Here is a 16,606-nt window from a genome sequence, read left to right on the forward strand (position 1 = left end):
TGACAGGGAGGATGAGGATGGCGGCATGGTCTCGTCGCGGCGCGCTGGCGCTGCTGGTCTCGTCGGCGCTCTCGGGGCCGATCGCGGCGCAGGCGCCGGCCTCGCTCGCCTGGATGGCGCCCGCACTCGTCGAGCAGCAGCGCGCGGGCCAGTCCGACGACGCGCGCGAGGCGGTGGCGCGCGAGCGTGCCCGCGCGCTGGTGGGCGCGATGACGCTGCCGCAGAAGATGCAGCAGCTCACCGGCAGCCCGCCCTCGGTGCTGCCCGAGCTGCCGACCTGCTTCGGCGCGCGCCACGTCGACGGCATCGCCGCGCTGGCGATCCCCACGTTCCGCATCACCAACGGTCCGGTCGGCGTCGGCCAGAACGACTGCGTGTCGCTGGCGGTGCGCGACTCGATGACCTCGGATCGGCGATCCATGTTCCGCGCCTACACCGATCCCAGCTCGGCCAAGGCGACCGCCCTGCCCTCGGCGATGGCGGTCGCCGCCTCGTTCGACCCGCGGGTCGCGAGCGATTTCGGCGCGGTGATCGCGCGCGAGATGAACGATCTGGCGCTCCACGTCTTCGAGGCGCCGGGCATGAACCTGGCCAGGCTGCCGATCCTGGGCCGCAACTTCGAGTATTTCGGCGAGGACCCTTATCTCGCCGGCACGATGGCGGTGGCCGAGATCCGCGCCGTCCAGGCCGGCAACATCATCGCCATGGCCAAGCATTTCGTCGCCAACGAGCAGGAGACGAACCGCATGACGATCCAGGAGAGCGTCGACGAGCAGGTGCTGCGCGAGCTGTACCTGATCCCGTTCGAGATGAGCGTGAGGGACGCCAAGGTCGCCGCGGTCATGTGCTCGTACAATTTCCTCAACGGGCTGCAGGCCTGCGCCAACAAGCCGATGCTGACCGGCGTGCTGCGCGACGACTGGGGCTTCACCGGCTACGTCCAGACCGACTTCTTCGCGCAGAAGAGCACCGCGCCCGCGCTCGACGCCGGGCTCGACCATGAGATGCCGACCCCGATCCACTGGGCGCCCGAGAAGCTGACCGCGGCGCTCGCCGAGAATGCGATCGCGCCGGCGCAGATCGACCGTGCGCTGGAGCGCCGCTACACGCAGGTGTTCAAGGCGGGCATCTTCGACCGACCCCTGCGCCAGACGCCGATCGACTATGCCGCGGGCGGCCGCGCCGCGCGCTCGATCGGCGCGCGCGCCGCGGTGCTGCTGCAGAACAACGGCGCGCTGCCGCTGGCGCCCACCGCGCGCACGATCGCGCTGGTCGGCAAGGCGACCCAGCCCTACGCGCAGCAGGCGATCGCGGGCGGCGCGATCCTGGGCAGGCCGATGGGCGCGGGCGGCGGCAGCTCCGACGTGGTGCCCGACTATACGGTGACGCCGCTCGACGGCCTGCGCGCCGGATTGCGCGCGGCGGGGCGCGCCGACGCCGCCGTCAGCCTGATCCTGGTCGACGACGCCAACCGCACCGCGACGATCGACGGCGCCACGGCCTCCTTCGACGAGGCGCTCGCGCGGATCGCCGCGGCGGACGCGGTGGTGGTGATGGCGGGGACCAACGCCGAGGAGGGCGCCGATCGCGCCAGCTTCACCGGCAAGGACGGCCACCGGCTCGCCCAGCCCGCGTCGGCCGGCCTGTCACTCGACTGGTATGTCGCCAAGCCGAGCGCGATCGCCACCGCCGACGGCGAGCAACCCAACCCGGCGCGGTCGAGCGGCACGGGGGCGATGCTGTCCGCCATCCTCGCGGCGCGCTCCACCACCGCCGCGGCGATGCCGGCGAAGACGGTGCTGGTGCTCAAGGACAATGCCAGCGTCGCGCTCGATCCCGCGCTGCTCGGCGCGCGCGGCCCGTCCATCCTCGAGGTCTGGTTCCCCGGCCAGGAGGACGGCAACATCGTCGCCGACCTGCTGCTCGGCCGCGCCGAGCCGACCGGGCGGCTGCCCGTCACCTTCCCGCTCGCCGGGCGCGGCTTCCTCGACTCGATCGCGCCAGCACAATTTCCCGGGATCCCGGCGGGCGACGGTCGGACGCAGACGGTCACCTACAGCGAGGGGCTGGCGATCGGCTATCGCTGGTACGATTCGCGTTGCAAGTCGACGCTTTGTGTCGCCTTCCCGTTCGGGCATGGCCTGTCGTACACGCGCTTCAGTGCGAGCGCGCCGCGGCTCGAACCTGCCGGCGCGGACGGCACGCTGCGCGCGAGCGTCACGGTGCGCAACACCGGCGCACGCGCGGGGACCGAGGTGGTGCAGGCCTATCTCACGCTGCCGCCGAGCGCGGACGCGCTGGGCCTGTCGCAGCCGCCACGGCGGCTGGTCGGTTTCGAGCGAGTCACGCTCGCACCCGGCGAGACGCGACGGGTGACGATCGCGGTCGATCCGGCGGCCAGCCACCACCCGATGAGCGTGTGGAGCAAGACGCAGCACGCCTGGATCACGCCGCGCGGCCGCTACGTGCTGCGGCTCGGCACCTCGTCGGCGCTGGGCGACCTCGTCGAGGCGGGTAGCGTCACGCGCTGAGCCGCCCTTAACGCAGAAGGAGGACGGCGCCGCGCGGCGTCGTCCTCCCTCGCTTCAGCTATCGGCGGGGTTACCGCCGACGCCGATCAGATGGCCTGGCTGAAGCGCACCGCGGTGCGGCGGCGACGCATCGCGTAGCCGACCACGCCGAAGCCCATGATCATCATCGCCCAGGTGGCGGGCTCAGGCACCGCCGCCGGGGTGAAGGTCGCCTGGCCGCCGTACGCGCCGTTGCCGCGCGACAGGCCGTTGACGACGAGGCGGTTCAGCTGACCCGCGACGATCGGCACGTTGTTGACGAAAGCGACCTCGAAGCGGCCCTCTTCCGTCTTCGTGATCTTGGCGGCAGAGCCGTTGATCGTCACGGAGGTGAAATCGAGGTCGTTGACCGAACCGAGGTCGGTGACGCTGGTGGTCACCGTGCCGCTGCCCAGACCGTCGGACGGCAGCGTGAAGGTGAAGGTGTCCGAGAACTCGCCGGCGGCGATGCCGGTGTTCTTGAACGCACCCGAGAAGGTGCCGCCGGCGCCGGCGGTCGCGGTGAAGTTCGGCGAGCCGACCGGGAAGGTGGCCGCCTCGGCCGAGACGGCACCCAGCGCCGCAGCGGCCGCCATGGTGATGGCAACGAGCTTTTTCATAGGAACTCCCTTTGCTTCGAGTCGGCTGATGTCATGTGCCTAGCGTCGCTATGACACAGCCCCCCCGAAGGGATGAACAAAAAATTAACGATAGCTGCTCCCATTCGGGGCAATCGCATTGCAACAAAAAAGCATTGCATCGCGGAACTTTGGTGGAGGCGATCGCAGCGTCCATCCGAGAAATCGCACGACTCACCTTTCGCCGCCTCGGACCGACTAGGACCTGTTAACTAAATCTGCTCTAGCGAGGATGCCGTTACGAACTCGCTCAACGTGCTGATGAAACACGAACGATAAAACTAGGGGTCCAAGTTAGTTCAGACGCGGATCAGTCGCGCGCCAGTCCTGGTGCCGGTTGAGAGGATTAGCCTGTCAGTGATGTACGTGCGGTATCTGGCATGACTGCTGGATTCCGAGCGGGATAATGTGTCTGCGGCGATCATCGCGGCCGCGGCGGTGATCGCACGTGTCCAAAATCCGACTGTCGAAAACGGTTCCTCGATCCAAAGGTGATGTATGCCGCCACGCTCCCTTGACCTGGGCCGACACATGGACGGCTCATCTTCTGCTCTGCTTGAGAACGCCCTGGCTCCACTGCGTCAGGCGTTCCATTTCTCGACCATGATCCCCGGCAACGACGGCCAGAAGCACGCGCTGGTGATCAAGGTCGCCGCCGGCGAGGCCGACCGCGCTGCAGCACGATCGCTGCTCAACAAGCGTTACGGCTGGCGCGGGTACGGCGAGACTCACAGCATCCCGACCAGCGCGACCCATTCGACCTTCACCGCCTTCATCGACGGTGAACTGGTCGGCACGCTGACGCTCGGGGTGGACTCGCCCGCCGGGATGGAGATCGACCACACCTTCCGCAACGAGCTCAACACCTACCGCCGCGTGCCGGGCGCGCAGTTGTGCGAGCTCACCAAATTCGCCTTCGAGACGTCGGTGCAGTCGAAGGCGATCCTCGCCGCCTTCTTCCACTTCATCTTCATCTACGGTGAGTGCCGCTACGACTGCACCGACCTGTTCATCGAGGTGAACCCGCGTCACCGCCGCTTCTACGAGGCGATGCTCGGCTTCGATCGCGTGGGCGGGCTGAAGGAGAACGCCGACGTCGGCGCGCCGTCGCAGCTGATGCACCTCGAGGTCGCGCAGATCCGCGCGCAGGTCGACGAGTACACGCGCTCGGCCAGCGGCGTCAGCGAGCGGTCGCTCTACCCCTTCTTCCTCTCGGGCGAGATCGAGAGCGACGTGCGGCTGAAGATGGAGCGCGGCGGCCTCTCCGCCGCACAGGCGCACCGCGCCGCGGTCGCGAGCCAGCGCCAGCCCAACGCGATCGACGCCGGCGTCGCGCTCGGCCACGCCTGATCCGCGGCCGGCGGCGGGTGCGATGAAGCGGGGCGTTCGCCCCGCCGCGCCGACGGGGCGACGGAGATGAGGCGGGACAAGGACCTCGATCTCGACGCGATCGCGCGCTAGGCCGCGACGGTCGGGTGACGGGGAAGGACGAGGGTTGGCGCTTCACACCTGGTGGCTCTTCGTCGGGGCGGTGTTCCTGCTCTCCGGTACCCCCGGGCCGAACATGCTCCACGTGATGACGCGCTCGCTGCAGTTCGGGCTGCGGCGCAGCGTCGCGGCGATGGCGGGATGCCTCGCCGCGGTCGTGTCGGTGCTGGCCGCCTCCGCAGCCGGGCTCACCACGCTGCTGCTCGCGGTGCCCGGGGCGTTCGCGGCGCTGCGCTACGCCGGCGCCGCCTATCTGGTGTATCTCGGGATCAGGGCGTGGCGCGCCGAGGCGGCGCCGCTCGACGTCGGCGCGGGCGAGCTGGCGCCGCGGTGGTCGCGCGCGGCGCTCTTCCGCGGCGGCTTCGCGATCGGCATCAGCAACCCCAAGCTGATCCTGTTCGCCGCCGCGTTCCTGCCGCAGTTCATCGATCCGGCGCGGGCCAAGCCGCCGCAGTTCCTCGTCCTCGTACTGAGCTTCGCGGCGGTCGAGGCGGGGTGGTACGCGGCCTATGCGCTCGGCGGACGGTCGCTGGCACGTCATCTGACGCGCCCGGCGATCCGCCGCGGCTTCGACCGCCTCACCGGCACGATCTTCATCGGCTTCGGCCTCGCACTGCTGAGCGTGAAGCCGGCCTGATCGGGACGAATCATCCACGGTACTCGGAGCGACGCGCATGGCGGACATGATCGGGGTCGGACTGGTCGGCTACGGCCTCGGCGGGCGCGCCTTCCACGCGCCCTATGTCACGACCACGCCGGGGCTGGCACTGCGCGGCATCGTCTCGCGCGACCCCGCCAAGGTCCACGCCGACCTGCCCGAGGCGCGCGTCCTGCCCAGCGTCGAGGCGCTGCTCGCCGACGACGCGATCGCGCTGGTGATCGTCTCCAGCCCCGATTCGCTCCATGCCGCGCACGCGCGCGCCGCGCTGGCGGGGGGCAAGCACGTGCTGGTCGATAAGCCGTTCGCGACCGCGCTCACCGACGCGCGCGCGCTCGTCGCGGCCGCGGAGAGCGCCGGGCGCCTGCTCACCGTCTTCCACAACCGTCGCTGGGACGCGGACTTCCTCACGCTGCGCGGGCTGATCGCGGCGGGCACGCTGGGCGAGGTGGTGAGCTACGAGAGCCGCTTCGATCGCTGGCGCCCGATCCCGGCGACGACCTGGAAGGAAGCGCGCGCGGGGGGATCGTGGCTCGATCTCGGTCCTCACCTGGTCGATCAGGCGCTGCTGCTGTTCGGCCGCCCGTGCGCGATCGCCGCTGACATCGCGACGCTGCGCCGCGACGCGCCAGCCCCCGACTATTTCCAGGCCACGCTGCGCTATCCCGACCGGCGCGTGACGCTTCACTCGAGCAAGCTCGCCGCCGACCACGGCCTGCGCCTGGCGGTCCACGGCACGCGCGGCAGCTGGGTCAAGCACGGGCTCGACCCGCAGGAGGCGGCGACGGTCGCCGGGCGGCGCCCGGGCGGCGACGACTGGGGCCACGACCCGGTCGAGGGGCTGCTCACGCCCGGCGCGGCGGGGGTCGCCGCCACGCGCGTGCCCAACCGGCGCGGCGACTATCGGCTGTTCTGGTCGGCGCTGGCGGCGGCGATCCGCGGCGAGGGACCGAACCCGGTGCCGCCGCACGAGGCACTCGCGGTGATGGAAGTGCTCGACGCCGGGCTGCGCAGCGCGGCGGAGCGGCGCGAGATCACGCTCTAGCGCGGCGCCGTCGCTTCCTTCCCCCGGTCACTCTGCTAGGCTGCAGCGGACCAGGAGGGGCGATGCGCACGATCCGGATCACGGCGATGCTGGCGATGGCGGCGGGGAGCCTCGCCGCCTCTGCCGCCCCCGCTCCTCTCCCCACCGGCGCGGTCAGGCTGGAGGGGCCGTTCGAGCTCCACTCGCGCGTCTATCCGGGCACCGTGCGGCGGTACTGGGTCTATGTTCCGCCCGGTTACGATCCGGCGCGCCCGCCCAACCTGCTGCTCTTCCAGGATGGTCAGCGCGCGACCAACCCGACCGGCTCGCTCAAGGTCCCGGCGGTGCTCGACACGCTGATCCGCGGCGGTGCGCTGCCGCCGACGCTCGGCGTCTTCGTCACCCCCGGACACCGCGCCGCCACCTACCCGACCGACCTGGGCATGCAGAACCCCGACCATCGCGTCGAGGAATATGACGCCCTCTCGGACGATTACGCGCGGATGACGCTCGACGAGCTGCTGCCGGCGGTCTCACGCCGCTGGCGCTTCACCGCGGAACCCCGTCGCCGCGCGATCGGCGGCACCTCGAGCGGCGCGATCGCCGCCTGGACGGTGGCGTGGCGGCATCCCGAGGCGTTCGGCGACGTCATCAGCTTCATCGGCAGCTATACGTCGATCGGCCTCCGTCTCGGTCCGGACGGCACGCCGGTGACGCTCGGCGGGGACGTCTATCCCGGGCTGATCCGCAAGTCGCCGATCCGCCCGCTCCGCGTCTTCTTCCAGGACGGCAGCGCCGACCTCGACAACGAGCACGGCAACTGGTTCCTCGCGAACCAGCAGATGGTCAAGGCGCTCGCCTGGGCCAACGGCCATGCCGACGCGCAGCGCCAGCCCGGCCCGCGCTACGACGTCCGCTACCGGTGGACGGCGGGCGGCCACTCGGACGCGGACGGCGGCGCGCTGCTGCCCGCGGCGCTCCGGTGGATCTGGCGGGACCAGCCGGTCGCGCGATGAGCGTCGCCGCCCCGCCGTGAACGATCCGCCGCGCCGATCATTGTGCGGCGGTCCTTCCCCTCGCGATCCGGAGCGAACCCACCATGAAGAGCAGCGGCAACACGATCCTGATGACCGGCGGCGGCAGCGGCATCGGCGAGGCGCTCGCGCATCGTTTCCACGACCGCGGCGACACCGTCATCATCGCGGGGCGTCGGCGTGACGCGCTCGAGCAGGCCGCGGCGGGGCGCGAGCGGATCCACGTCGTCACGCTCGACGTCGAGGACCCCGGCGCGATCGACGCCTTCGCGCGCCAGGTCGTCGCCGATTTCCCCGCGCTCAACGTGCTGTTCAACAACGCCGGGATCATGAAGTTCGAGGACCTCACCGCGCGCCGCGACCTCGCCGACGCCGAGGCGACGGTCGCGATCAACCTGCTCGGCCCGATCCGGCTGACCGACGCGCTGGTCGAGCATCTCAGCGCGCAGCCCGACGCCGCGATCGTCACCGTCACCTCGGGCCTCGCCTATGTGCCGCTGGTGGCGGCGCCGACCTATTCGGCGACCAAGGCGGCGATCCACTCCTACACGGTCTCGCTGCGCACGCAGCTGGCCGGCAAGGTGGAGGTGATCGAGCTGGCGCCGCCCGGGGTGCGGACCGACCTCACGCCGGGCCAGGCCAATCGACCCGGCTATATGCCGCTCGAGGCCTTCGCCGACGCGGTCGCGGCGCAGTTCGCGCAGCAGCCGACGCCGCGCGAGATCCTGGTCGACGAGGTGCAGTTTTTGCGTCAGGCCGAGCGCGAGGGCCGCTTCGACGAGACGCTGAAGACGCTGACCGAGCGCGCCGCGCAGCAGCGCGCCGCGGGCGGCTCCTGATCGCGCCCCGCGGCATGGGCCGGTGATCTCACCAGCCCATGCTGCCGGGCACGCCCTTGAACGGCCCGGCGACGTCGGGCGTGATCCAGCCGCCGTAGAAGCCGCCCGGCTGCGGGGTGACCACCTCGCCGTCCACCGTGCAGCGGTCCAGCGGCGCGGCGTAGAAAGCGAGGTGATCGCGCAGCAGCGCGAAGCCGGGCGTCGGGTCAGGGTAGCTCCAAGCGACGTCGCGCAGCAGCTCGTCGCCGACCGCGAGGTGCCAGTAGACCGCCTCGCCCTTCAACTCGCAGAACGAGCGCCGCGCCGACGGGCGCAGCAATGCCAGATTGACGTCGGCGGGCGGCAGGTACCAGCTCGGCGGGTGGCTCGTCTCCAGCGTCCGCGCCGCCGCGCGCGTGTCGGCCACGACCTCGCCGCGGTGATCGACACGGACGTGGCGGCGACTCGGCGCCGCGACGGCGGGGCGCGGATAGTCCCACACGCTCTCCTGGCCGGGCCCGACCGGCGCGCGCACCGGCCTCATGCCGCGGCGCGCCCGGCCCAGCGCTGCAATCGCGGCCGGACCCGCAGAAAGCGTCGGTAGAGCCGCTCCAGCAGCGCCAGCACCGCGGGGCGGCGCGCCGCCAGACCGAGCGGGCGCAGCAGCGGGATCGCGCGCCACATCGTCGCGAACGCCTCGGCGCCCGAGACGATCGGGCCTCCGGCCTCCTGCGCGTGGAAGCGCGCGAGCATCGTCGCGCGGTCGAGCGGGCACGTTCCGGCCGTCGTCGCGTCGACGAAGCGGATCCGCCCGCGCCGGTCGAGCCGACGCATCAGCGCGACCTCGCGCTGGCACAGCGGGCAGGCGCCGTCGTGCCAGACGGTGACCCGGCTCATCGCCCGCGCGCCGGATTGTCGCGGCGGATCCGTTCGGCGAGCAGCGTGGCGAAGCCGAGCCAGCCGACATAGGGCACCGCCAGCGCCGCCGCGGGCCGATCGACCCGCGCCGCGGCGGCGACGAGCGCCGCGCCCGAGGCGACCATCGCGCCCGAGGCCGCGGCGCTGGCGCCGAGTCGCCGGCGCCGGAAGAACAGCTCGCTCCACCCGCCGATCATCGCCGTGTTGGCCAGCCACAGCGCGACCGCGGCGTCACGACGCGCGCCCGCAGGCCGGCGCAGCAGCCGATAACCGCCGATCGCGAGTCCCACCTCGAGCGCCGGCCAGACCGCGCCGAACACCGCGTCCGGCGGCGTGAAGCCGGGCTTGTCGAGCCGGCGATACCAGCGACGGATCGTCGGGTGCGTGGGATCAGGCGCGTTGCGGCGGCCCAGCACCGCGCTCGCGCCGAGCACCACCCCGACGAGCGCCAGCGCCGCCACGGGCGACCAGGCGCCGGTGCCGGGCGGCGCGGCGACCTCGCCCCGCTCCGACGCGGCGGGCGCGTCGAGGGCGCCCGGCGCCGGGTAGCGCGTCAGGTCGGGCGCCGAGTCGTCGCCCCCGCCGAACAGCCGCCCCGCCGCCGCGGTCACCGCGGGCTGACTGGCGAACGCCATCACCGCGTGGAGCACGCGGATCCCGGTGCGGCTGTGCGGGTTGGCGAGCCGCGGCGCCAGCTTCGGCACACCCTGCGCCTTCTTCACCATCGGCCGCATCGCGCGCTCATAGGCGGCGAAGGCGGCGGCGACGTCGCGCGCGCGGCCCAGCTCCCCCGCCAGCACGCGCGCGCCGGTGACCGCGAGCGTGGTGCCGACGCCGCCGAGCGGGGTGACGCACCAGGCCGAGTCGCCGCACAGCGCGACCCGACCCGACGACCAGCGCGGCATCCGCGCCTGGCGGAGCACGTCGAAGTAGAAGTCGGACGTGTCCCGCATCCCGGCGAGCACGCGCGGCGCCTGCCAGCCGGCGTCGGCGAAGGTCTCGCCCAGCCACGCTCGCTGTCGATCGCCGTCCCACTCCTGCTCGCCCTCGGGCCGCTTCTGCACCGTCAGCATCGCGCGCGTCGTGCCGTGGCGATCGGGGCGGAGCGAGACACTGCGGCCGCCCGGCGCGTGATACCAGCGCCACAGCCGATCGTCCTCGTCCGAGCGCGGGATGGTGAAATAGGCGATCGTCATGTCCATCCAGCGCGGCCGGTTCTCGCCCGGGAAGACGAGCTCGCGCGTGGCCGAGCCGACGCCCTCGGCGACGATCACCGCGTCGTAGCGCTCGCGCGCGCCGCCGGCGAAGCGGACGTCGGCCGCGTCGTCGTCCTGGGCGATCTCGATGACATGGTCGCCGAAGCGATACCGCGCGCGGTCCCGCGCGCCGTCGTACAGCAGCCGCGCGAGGTCGCCGCGCAGGATCTCCATCTCCGCGGTCGGGCCGTCGCGCCCGAGCTCATCGGTGAGGAAGCGCGCGGCGATGCGCCCGTCCGCCTCGACCCAGGCGGTTCCCTCCTCGCCGGTGCCGTGCGCGAGCGCGGCCTGCTCCAGCCCCATCTGTCGCATCACCTCGCGTCCGACACCGCGGACGTCGACGTTCTGGCCGCCGTCGCGGAACGCGGGCGCGCGCTCGACCACCGTGACCTCGAACCCGGCGCGCCCGAGCCACCAGGCGAGCGTGTTGCCGGCGACGCTCGCGCCGGTGATCAGGACCTTGTTGGCCACGCGGTCTTCTCCTTCGCGCCGCTAACGCGGGAGCGCGCGAAAGGGGCCGCGACGCGACCGCGATCCCGGCCGTCGCGCGGCGGACGCAGCGGAGGCCTGCGTTCGCGCGTTGGGGGTGACGGAGAGGAGAGGTCGAATGTCATCGATCGACAAGCAGAAGCGACTGCACTTCGACATGGTCAACGTCGGCCTGCGCGCGCAGGCCACCGCGGTGGGGCTGGTCCAGCTCTGCGTCGAGCTGCGCGACGCCGGCGTGCTGCCGGAAGCCGCGCTGACCCGGATCAAGGACGCGATCGCCGACGAGGTGTCGGTCGCCGGGCCGCGCCGCCGCGGCCAGCACGACTATCGTCGCGAGGTGCGCGAGCGGCTCGACCAGCTGTTCGCCGGCGAGACCAAGGTCGGCTCGGCGGAGGCGCTCTCGTTCGGCGAGCAGCCGGAGGCCTGAGCCGGCGGTCGCGGCTCAGCTCAGCCCGAGCCCGCGCACCACTGCGAGCAGCAGCGCGTAGAGCACGCCCGCGAGCAGCATCGCCGCGGGCAGCGTCATGATCCACGCCAGCGCGATGTTGCGCACGGTGCTGCGCTGCAGCCCGGCGCCGTCCGCCACCATCGTGCCGGCGACGCCGCTGGAGAGGATGTGCGTGGTCGAGACCGGCATGCCCTTCACCTGGGCGAGCAGGATCGTGCTCGCCGCGACCAGCTCGGCCGCCGCGCCCATGCCATAGGTGAGGTGCGTCTTGCCGATCTTCTCGCCGACGGTGACGACGATGCGCTTCCACCCGATCATCGTGCCGAGCCCGAGCGCCAGCGCCACCGCCACCTTGACCCAGGTCGGGATGTAACGCGTGCCCTTCTCGAGCAGGTGCTGGTAGCCACTGAGCGCCTTGTCGCCGCCATTCGGGAAGCGCTGCGCCGCCGCCTCCTTGTCCTCGGTCATCAAACGTAGATTATCGTATACAAGGTACATCTCGTTGCGGACGTTCTTGGTCTGCGCCGCGGGCACCTTGCGGAGCGAGCCGTAGTTGCGCAGATCGCTCGCGATCTCGGTGGAGACGGTGTCGAGCGCGGCATAGACGCGCGGCGTGTCGGTCGTCTTGGTGCGCAACGCGTCCTGCAGCACCGCGCGCGCGCGCTCGGGCGCGACCTCGGTACCCGCGGCCTTGGCGCGGAACACGCGCTGCGCGCTCGCCGCCGACTGGATGAAGGCGGGGGTCGAGCTGTCGGGCATGGTGCGGTTGAGCGCATAGGCGGTCGGCGCCACGCCGATCAGGATCAGCATGATCAGTCCCATGCCCTTCTGCCCGTCGTTGCTGCCGTGCGCGAAGCTCACCGCGGTGCAGGTGAACACCAGCAGCGCGCGGATGTGGAACGGGGGCGGCCGGTCCGCCTCGGGCTCCTCGTAGAGCTGACGGTCGGGCAGCACGCGCTTCATCGCCCACAGCAGCAGCATCGCGCCGACGAAGCCGATCACCGGGCTGACCAGGAGCGCCAGCAGCACGCTCTCGGCCTGGCCCCACTCCACCCCCGAGGCGCCGCCCGGGCCCGACGACAGCCATTGGTTGGCGACGCCGACGCCCAGCACCGAGCCGATCAGCGCGTGGCTCGACGAGTTGGGCAGCCCCAGCATCCAGGTGCCGAGGTTCCACAGCACCGCCGCGATCAGCAGCGCGAAGATCATCGCATAGCCGCCCGCGCTGCCGACGTTGAGGATCAGGTCGACCGGCAGCAGCGTGATGATGCTGTACGCCACCGCCCCGGTGGAGACCATCACGCCGATGAAGTTCCAGCTGCCCGACCAGATCACCGCCACCAGCGGCTTGAGTGAGTGGGTGTAGATCACCGTCGCCACGGCGTTGGCGGTGTCGTGGAAGCCGTTGACGAATTCGAAGCCGAGCGCGATCAGCAGCGCCAGCCCGAGGAACAGGAAGGCGCCGATCGCGAGCGGCTCGCCGACGCGCTGCGTGTCGAGCACGATGCTGGTGCCGGCATAGGCCAGCCCCGCCAGCAGCACGACGAGGAAGCCGATCGCCGCGGCCGGATGCACCTTGCGATCGAGGTGGATCCGCGGGCCCGACGCCGTCGCGGGGTCACCGCGATCGATCGCCGTGGATGTCGTCGCTGCCGTCATCGCGCCCTGCTCCTGCTTCGATCGCTGCCGATACGCCTGGACCTGCCGTTCGCTCCGGAATCAGAAGGTCGCCTGAAGATTAACCTCGAACAGACGCACCTGGTCGCGGTCGCGCGCCAGCGCCGCGGGCGCGTCCTTGAGGAAGCCGCCCTTGAACAGCAGCGCGAAATTGCTCTCCAGCCGCAGATGCTCGGGCACCAGCCACAGCCGCGCGCGGCCGGAGAGCTGCTGCCCGGCGAAGCGGCCCGACCCGCCGGTCGCGTCGGTGACGTTGAAGAAGCGGTCGGTGCGCGAGGCGAGCCATAGGCCGCGATAGTCGGCGAGCAGCTCGACCCGCTTGCCCGGCTTGGCGTCGAGGCGCACGCCCGGCGCGCTCAGGTTCTCGCGCGCCACCCCCGAGTAGGTGCCCGAGGGGCCGAGGTCGTCGCGCCGGCTGCCGAACAGCGTGTCGAAACGGTTGAAGCGCCCGCCGTCGCGGTCGCCGCTCGCGTAATCGTAGAACAGCGCGAGCCGCGGCTTCCACGCCGCGTCGAAGGTGTAGCCGACCGCCAGGTGCGCGAAGCCCGCGGCGACGCGCGCGTTCCTGGCGTCCGCCATCGTCGAGGCGCTGGCGCGGCCGACCTGATAGGCCCCCTCCGCGTCATAGTCGATCACGCGCGCGGCGGGCTCGCGCACGACGCGCAGGTCGAGCGTGGTGAGGTGCCGGTCGGCGGTCGAGCGGCCGGGCGAGTCGCGCTCGACCAACCGGTAGACGCCGAGCTCCAGCTGCGCCCCGCCGAACAGCCCCTTGCGCCGGGCCCAGGCGCCGAACAGCACGTCGCGGAAGGTCTCGCGGTCGAGCTGGACCTTGTTGCGGCGGATCTCGGCCGCGACGTCGGGCAGGCGCTCCTGCGGCAGGACGTAGAACAGCGTCAGCGCGCGCTCGCGATCCGGGTCCACCTCCACCTGGATGCCGGTGAAGCCGTTGACGGTGTTGCGGTACTCGTCGGTGGCGACGAGCCGGCCGGAGCCCAGGTTGAGCAGGAAGCGACCCGCCTGCACCGCCAGCCGCCCGCCGATCCCGGGCGTGTCGTCGACCCGCCACTTGAGATAGGCCTGGGGCAGTTCGAGCGCGTTGACGTCGTCGCGCCCGATCTGCGTGCCGGAGCCGAGGTCGTAGCCGCGGCTGTCGATCAGCTCGGCGCCGATCGCGAGCGGGCCCGGCCCGTACTCGATCGCGACGCCAGTGCGCAGCAGCACCGCGTCCTCCGCGGTGGCCTCGTCGGGGCGCGGACGGCCGTCGACCGTCTCGTAGCGCAGCCGGCTCGAGGCGGTGACGATCAGCCCGCTCGAGTCCTCCTTGGGGGCGGTCTCCTCCTTGCCCGGCTTCTCCACCGAAGAGGCGGGCGAGGCCGGGAGCGACTGCGCCGCCGCGGTGCCGGTGCCGGCGAGCAGCGCCGCGAGCGCGAGGAGCCGGGAGGCGTGCGTCATCAGACACGTTTGGAAACAATTAACGTCTGTTTAATGACAATAGTCGAGTTTTCTTCGCTTCATCGCGAGGCTGGAGACGAGAGGCACGCCGCCGGACCGCTCAGCGCCCGCCGTGATCCGCGCCCGCCAAGCGAAGCGTCACGCGCAGGCCGGGACGCGTGTTCTCGATCTCGACCGCCGCGCCGAGCCGCTGCGCCGCCGAGCGCACGATCGCCAGCCCCAACCCGCTGCCGTCCCGCCCGGCGCTGCTCGTCAGCCGCACGAAGCGCTCCCCTGCCCGCGCGATGTCCGCGTCCGACAGGCCGGGGCCGTCGTCGGCGACCGACAGCGCGACCCCCGACGAGTCGCGCTCGATCGCGATCATCACGTTGCCGCCGCGGCGATGGTAGCGGATCGCGTTGTCGACCAGGTTGGACAGGATCTCGAAGAGCAAGGTGCGGTGGCTGGCGATCGTCACGCCCTCCGCCGGCGCGCGCAGGTCGACCTCGACACCCGCCTCGATCGCCTGCGCGATGCGGCGGTTGAGCACCGCGATCGCGAGCGCGCGCAGCTCGACCGGCTCGAGCGGCGGCGAGGTGCCCGCCTCCTCGGCGCGCGCGAGCGCCAGCAGCTGCGCGACGAGATGCTCGAGCCGGTCGGCGGCGTCGGCGATCTCGGGAAGTGCGGCGGGGTCGCCGCGCCGCGCCAGCGCGACCTGGATCTTGAGCACCGACAAGGGCGTGCGCATCTGATGCGAGGCGTCGGCGGTGAAGCGACGCATCCCGGCGGTCGCGACGTCCAGCCGCGCGAGCAGGTTGTCGAACGCGTCGGCGAGCGGCAGCAGCTCGGCGGGCAGCGGCCCGGGTTCGAGCGGCGACAGGTCGGGCGTGGCGCGCGTGTCACGCGCGGCGACCGCACCGCGCAGCCGCGACAGCGGGCGCAGGCTCCACGCGAGCGCGGGACGGATCAGCAGCAGCGCCATTCCCACCAGCACCGCCTCGCCGCCCAGCAGCGCGCCGAGCAGGCGACGGCGCAGCGCGGCGCGACTGTCCAGCGTCTCGGCCACCTGCACGATCACCGGCGCGTCGACGCGCGGCAGCTCGCGGCGCACCTCGGCGATCCGCACGTCCTGCCCGCGGAAGCGCGCGTAGCGGAAGCGCGGCGTGTCGGCCACCTCCGCCCCGGCGGGCGGCGCGGGCAGGTCGCCGTAGCCGGTGAGCAGGCGCTCGCCGACCGCGATACGGTAGTAGACGTTGTCGCGCTCATTGTTCTCCAGCATGCCGAACGCCGCCGCGGGGAGGTCGAGCGTCACCTCGCCGCGCTCCACCTGCACCGTCTCGGCGATCGCGCCGAGCGCGCCGCCCAGCACGCGATCGTTGGTCCGCCGCACCACGTCGGCGATCAGCGCCGCGCCGGCGACCCCGAGCAGCACCGCGATCGCCAGCAGCGGCGCCAGCAGCGCGGCGAGCAGCCGCGTGCGCAGCGCCACCGCGCGCGGACGGTCAGCCCGCATCCAAGATATACCCTATCCCGCGGACCGTGCGGATCGCCGGCCCGTCCGGTGCCAGCTTGCCGCGCAGACGCGTGATATTGACCTCGAGCGCATTGGGCCCGACCGGCTCGTCGAAGCCGAACACCTCCGCCAGCAGCGTCTCGCGCGGCACGATCTGGCCGGCGCGCGTCGCCAGCGCGTCGAGCACCGCCCACTCGCGCCGCCGCAGGTCGAGCGCGCGCCCCGTGACCTGTGCCTCGCCGCTCGAGCGGTTGAGCGTCAGCGCGCCGACCACCAGCTCGGGCGTGGGATCGCCGCCGCGGCGTCGTCCCAGCGCGCGGATCCGTGCCTCCAGCTCGACCGGCGCGAACGGCTTGCGCAGATAATCGTCGGCGCCGAGGTCGAGCCCGCGCACGCGGTCGTCGAGCGCGTCGCGCGCGGTCAGCATCAGCACCGGCACGCGCTCGCCACGCCGCCGCAGCGCCTGCAACACCGCGAAACCGTCCTGCCCCGGAAGGCCGACGTCGAGCACCACCAGCGCGTAGGGCTCCCCCGCGGTGACCATCAGCGCGTCCTCGCCGGTGGCGACATGGTCGACCGCGTGGCCGGCGCCGCGCAGCAACGCCACCAGGCTGCGCGCGAGCGCGGCATCGTCCTCCACGATCAGGATGCGCACGATCGCGGCG

Annotated in this window: 15 protein-coding genes; 7 read left to right on the forward strand and 8 right to left on the reverse strand. The window is 72.2% G+C overall.

The genetic code is table 11. From position 1 onward, the window contains the following. Positions 1–17 precede the first annotated feature (17 nt). On the forward strand, positions 18–2,531 hold the full coding sequence (locus tag KZ813_RS05770; protein ID WP_219754017.1) for a beta-glucosidase family protein: 2,514 nt from the start codon (positions 18–20) through the stop codon (positions 2,529–2,531). A gap of 86 nt (positions 2,532–2,617) precedes the next feature. Here KZ813_RS05770 and KZ813_RS05775 read toward each other — a convergent pair whose 3' ends face one another. Beyond that, positions 2,618–3,169, reverse strand: coding sequence for an FxDxF family PEP-CTERM protein (locus KZ813_RS05775; protein ID WP_219754018.1), 552 nt, complete (start codon positions 3,167–3,169; stop codon positions 2,618–2,620). 621 nt (positions 3,170–3,790) lie between these two features. On the opposite strand from KZ813_RS05775, the gene KZ813_RS05780 reads away from it, so the two are divergent. The 5 genes from KZ813_RS05780 to KZ813_RS05800 all read left to right on the forward strand — a co-directional run bounded on the left by KZ813_RS05780 (position 3,791) and on the right by KZ813_RS05800 (position 8,230). Then, positions 3,791–4,537, forward strand: coding sequence for an N-acyl amino acid synthase FeeM domain-containing protein (locus tag KZ813_RS05780; protein ID WP_219754019.1), 747 nt, complete (start codon positions 3,791–3,793; stop codon positions 4,535–4,537). A 145-nt stretch (positions 4,538–4,682) separates the two neighbouring features. Then, positions 4,683–5,312: a LysE family translocator gene (locus tag KZ813_RS05785; RefSeq protein WP_219754020.1), complete on the forward strand. Its 630-nt coding sequence runs from the start codon at positions 4,683–4,685 to the stop codon at positions 5,310–5,312. Positions 5,313–5,349: 37 nt separating this feature from the next. Further along, positions 5,350–6,378: an oxidoreductase gene (locus KZ813_RS05790; RefSeq protein WP_219754021.1), complete on the forward strand. Its 1,029-nt coding sequence runs from the start codon at positions 5,350–5,352 to the stop codon at positions 6,376–6,378. 62 nt (positions 6,379–6,440) lie between these two features. After that, positions 6,441–7,373: an alpha/beta hydrolase gene (locus KZ813_RS05795; protein ID WP_258046451.1), complete on the forward strand. Its 933-nt coding sequence runs from the start codon at positions 6,441–6,443 to the stop codon at positions 7,371–7,373. Between the two features lie 83 nt (positions 7,374–7,456). Further along, entirely contained in the window at positions 7,457–8,230 is a 774-nt protein-coding gene (locus KZ813_RS05800; protein WP_219754022.1) for an SDR family oxidoreductase, read from the forward strand. 28 nt (positions 8,231–8,258) lie between these two features. On the opposite strand, the gene KZ813_RS05805 is transcribed toward KZ813_RS05800, so the two are convergent. The 3 genes from KZ813_RS05805 to KZ813_RS20055 are packed head-to-tail and all read right to left on the reverse strand — an operon-like array spanning position 8,259 to position 10,854. After that, on the reverse strand, positions 8,259–8,753 hold the full coding sequence (locus KZ813_RS05805) for a DUF427 domain-containing protein (protein ID WP_219754023.1): 495 nt from the start codon (positions 8,751–8,753) through the stop codon (positions 8,259–8,261). Next, positions 8,750–9,106 (reverse strand): thiol-disulfide oxidoreductase DCC family protein, encoded by a 357-nt coding sequence (locus KZ813_RS05810; protein ID WP_219754024.1) that lies wholly within the window; start codon positions 9,104–9,106, stop codon positions 8,750–8,752. The genes KZ813_RS05805 and KZ813_RS05810 overlap by 4 nt, the downstream gene beginning before the upstream one ends. Next, on the reverse strand, positions 9,103–10,854 hold the full coding sequence (locus tag KZ813_RS20055) for a tryptophan-rich sensory protein (RefSeq protein WP_308461794.1): 1,752 nt from the start codon (positions 10,852–10,854) through the stop codon (positions 9,103–9,105). Before KZ813_RS20055 ends, KZ813_RS05810 begins: the two co-directional genes overlap by 4 nt. 136 nt (positions 10,855–10,990) lie before the next feature. On the opposite strand from KZ813_RS20055, the gene KZ813_RS05825 reads away from it, so the two are divergent. Beyond that, positions 10,991–11,299, forward strand: coding sequence for a hypothetical protein (locus KZ813_RS05825; RefSeq protein WP_219754025.1), 309 nt, complete (start codon positions 10,991–10,993; stop codon positions 11,297–11,299). A gap of 15 nt (positions 11,300–11,314) precedes the next feature. Here KZ813_RS05825 and KZ813_RS05830 read toward each other — a convergent pair whose 3' ends face one another. The 4 genes from KZ813_RS05830 to KZ813_RS05845 all read right to left on the reverse strand — a co-directional run bounded on the left by KZ813_RS05830 (position 11,315) and on the right by KZ813_RS05845 (position 16,596). Further along, a complete protein-coding gene (locus KZ813_RS05830; RefSeq protein WP_219754026.1) occupies positions 11,315–12,979 on the reverse strand; it encodes an inorganic phosphate transporter in 1,665 nt (554 codons plus the stop codon). A gap of 60 nt (positions 12,980–13,039) precedes the next feature. Then, positions 13,040–14,449, reverse strand: coding sequence for an alginate export family protein (locus KZ813_RS05835; RefSeq protein WP_219754027.1), 1,410 nt, complete (start codon positions 14,447–14,449; stop codon positions 13,040–13,042). Between the two features lie 100 nt (positions 14,450–14,549). Beyond that, the gene (locus tag KZ813_RS05840) at positions 14,550–15,941 is read right to left on the reverse strand and encodes a sensor histidine kinase (protein ID WP_219754028.1); all 1,392 of its coding nucleotides are present in this window, start codon (positions 15,939–15,941) and stop codon (positions 14,550–14,552) included. After that, positions 15,931–16,596: a response regulator gene (locus tag KZ813_RS05845; RefSeq protein ID WP_219754029.1), complete on the reverse strand. Its 666-nt coding sequence runs from the start codon at positions 16,594–16,596 to the stop codon at positions 15,931–15,933. Before KZ813_RS05845 ends, KZ813_RS05840 begins: the two co-directional genes overlap by 11 nt. Positions 16,597–16,606: the final 10 nt, after the last annotated feature.

This window comes from Sphingomonas folli (genome assembly GCF_019429525.1).
GTDB classification, from domain to species: Bacteria; Pseudomonadota; Alphaproteobacteria; order Sphingomonadales; family Sphingomonadaceae; genus Sphingomonas; species Sphingomonas folii.

What these genes read in the sequence shown, in the direction of transcription:
- KZ813_RS05830 (WP_219754026.1), bottom strand. Translation starts at nt 12,979, where the DNA reads ATGACGGCAGCGACGACATCCACGGCGATCGATCGCGGTGACCCCGCG.
- KZ813_RS05800 (WP_219754022.1), top strand. Translation starts at nt 7,457, where the DNA reads ATGAAGAGCAGCGGCAACACGATCCTGATGACCGGCGGCGGCAGCGGC.
- KZ813_RS05775 (WP_219754018.1), bottom strand. Translation starts at nt 3,169, where the DNA reads ATGAAAAAGCTCGTTGCCATCACCATGGCGGCCGCTGCGGCGCTGGGT.
- KZ813_RS05805 (WP_219754023.1), bottom strand. Translation starts at nt 8,753, where the DNA reads ATGAGGCCGGTGCGCGCGCCGGTCGGGCCCGGCCAGGAGAGCGTGTGG.
- KZ813_RS05795 (WP_258046451.1), top strand. Translation starts at nt 6,441, where the DNA reads ATGCGCACGATCCGGATCACGGCGATGCTGGCGATGGCGGCGGGGAGC.
- KZ813_RS05840 (WP_219754028.1), bottom strand. Translation starts at nt 15,941, where the DNA reads ATGCGGGCTGACCGTCCGCGCGCGGTGGCGCTGCGCACGCGGCTGCTC.
- KZ813_RS05810 (WP_219754024.1), bottom strand. Translation starts at nt 9,106, where the DNA reads ATGAGCCGGGTCACCGTCTGGCACGACGGCGCCTGCCCGCTGTGCCAG.
- KZ813_RS05825 (WP_219754025.1), top strand. Translation starts at nt 10,991, where the DNA reads ATGTCATCGATCGACAAGCAGAAGCGACTGCACTTCGACATGGTCAAC.
- KZ813_RS05835 (WP_219754027.1), bottom strand. Translation starts at nt 14,449, where the DNA reads ATGACGCACGCCTCCCGGCTCCTCGCGCTCGCGGCGCTGCTCGCCGGC.
- KZ813_RS05780 (WP_219754019.1), top strand. Translation starts at nt 3,791, where the DNA reads ATGATCCCCGGCAACGACGGCCAGAAGCACGCGCTGGTGATCAAGGTC.
- KZ813_RS05770 (WP_219754017.1), top strand. Translation starts at nt 18, where the DNA reads ATGGCGGCATGGTCTCGTCGCGGCGCGCTGGCGCTGCTGGTCTCGTCG.
- KZ813_RS05790 (WP_219754021.1), top strand. Translation starts at nt 5,350, where the DNA reads ATGGCGGACATGATCGGGGTCGGACTGGTCGGCTACGGCCTCGGCGGG.